The following is a 1,785-nucleotide window of genomic DNA, read 5'->3' as shown; positions in this document are numbered from 1 at the left end:
TGTTGGTAAACTGTGTGCCCGTAAGCTGCATACCATCGCCACTGTCGCCGGCAAATTTTATCACTACCTCCTGTAATACTTCCTGTGTATCTGCCATGGTTATTTGTTGTGTTGTTTTTGAGGTGGCAAAGGTAAGAAAGAGTAAATGGAATTGGGAAGGATGAATTACGATTTGCGGATTAGGAATGGGGGGAAGCAAATTTTATTCATTACCATAAGCTTCGTGTAAAGTAAAGTACGGGCTTCTAATGGGTTGTAGTAGGGTAAGCACCGAAGGATGGTTGGGTAAGGATTGGACTGTAGGTTGGTGATGATAGGGATAATGGAGGGCGAGATATAATATACTTTCATATAATTCGGGGGGATACAAAATATGGCGGGTGCCATACATTTACAATTAGGTTATATAAATTATATCATGACAAAACATTTAGCCAAGTTCCACTTTAATCAAAATACCATTTCCTTACATTAAAAAGAACGGTATGTAAAATATCATTATTTTCAGGTACCAAAACATTATTCCTTAACACTTTTAAAACTACTGAAATTATGAAAACATTTTTGTTGGCCACATTATTTACAACTGCCATCTTTACCACTGCCCAGGCACAAACTGCTGCAGCACCTGTAGCCAAAACCATGACAAAAGCAGAGAAGGATGCTGCAAAGGCGAAAAAAGAAACAGACCTGCTGGAAGCTTTCGCAAAAGCAGCATTTAGTGCAGAGGAACAAACAAAATACAGGGCTGAAGTTGATGCAGGCAATGATAAAGTAAGACCGATAAAAGCTGACGCATCGCTTACAGAAGAGGATAAGAAAATAAAAACAGATGTTATTAATAAAGAGCGTAACGATAATTTAAAAACGATGTTGGGTGAGGCCAAATACAAATTATTTAAAGCAACCCAAAAAGCACAGCGGGAAGCAGCTATTGCAAACGGAGGATAATTATTTGTAACTCTTGTTAAAAAAGCAGCGCACTAATGGCTGCTTTTTTAATTTACAAAGGCTCTACATGGCATTATTTATTACTCTATAGCTTATATATTTTATTCCTAAAACTTAAAGCAACTCAAAAAAAATGCTCCATTTTAGTGGAGCATTTTTTTTAAGTTTTTTTACCTCATCATTGCCTGAGGCACAGGTTTCTCCAACAAATACTTATAAATAAACTGTGTTTTTAAATTTAGAAAATGCAGGTTTTTATTTCCCTGCCAGCCATGTCTGCCACCACTGTAAAACATCATTTCAAAATCTTTTTTAAGATCTTGTAATTTGCTTATAAACTGAATACTGTTTTGTAAATGTACATTGTCATCAATATTACCATGCACAATCTGTAACATGCCTTTGTATTTATCTGCATAGTTTAAAACTGAACTTGTTTTATAGCCTTCAGCATTGTCAGTGGGCGTACCCATATAACGTTCGGTATAGTGGGTATCATACAATGTCCAGTCAACAACGCTGCCGCCTGCCATGCCATGTGTAAAAACATCTGCACCATAAGTTAGTGCATAACAGGTCATATAACCACCGTAACTAAAACCTGTAATGCAAATCTTTTTCGGGTCAGCGCCGCCATTTGCAATCAACCATTTTGCCATGGCCGTATAATCTTTCATTTCCCAATAGCCAAGGTTGTGGTACATATAATTCACGCCTTCTTTACCAAAATGCCCGCTGGCCCTGTGGTCCATGGCAACCTGTATCAATCCTTCTTTTGCATAAAACTGCTGTGCGCCTGTTAAGCCCCAGGTATCCATCACAGTACCCGCATTT

At 37.9% G+C, this 1,785-nt stretch carries 2 protein-coding genes; one reads left to right on the top strand and one right to left on the bottom strand.

What is annotated here, in order from left to right; all coding sequences use genetic code 11:
- The first annotated feature begins 552 nt into the window (after nucleotides 1-552).
- Complete coding sequence (locus tag H7254_RS12640; RefSeq protein WP_301933311.1) at nucleotides 553-951, top strand: hypothetical protein; 399 nt, start codon at nucleotides 553-555, stop codon at nucleotides 949-951.
- Between the two features lie 170 nt (nucleotides 952-1,121).
- Here the strand turns inward: H7254_RS12640 and H7254_RS12635 are convergent.
- The coding region (locus tag H7254_RS12635; RefSeq protein WP_301933310.1) for a S9 family peptidase at nucleotides 1,122-1,785 on the bottom strand (664 nt) is incomplete at its 5' end.

The organism is Ferruginibacter sp. (assembly GCF_014377975.1).
Classification (GTDB): domain Bacteria; phylum Bacteroidota; class Bacteroidia; order Chitinophagales; family Chitinophagaceae; genus Ferruginibacter.
This window is presented reverse-complemented; position numbering and strand designations above follow the sequence as displayed.

What these genes read in the sequence shown, in the direction of transcription:
- H7254_RS12640 (WP_301933311.1), top strand. Translation starts at nt 553, where the DNA reads ATGAAAACATTTTTGTTGGCCACATTATTTACAACTGCCATCTTTACC.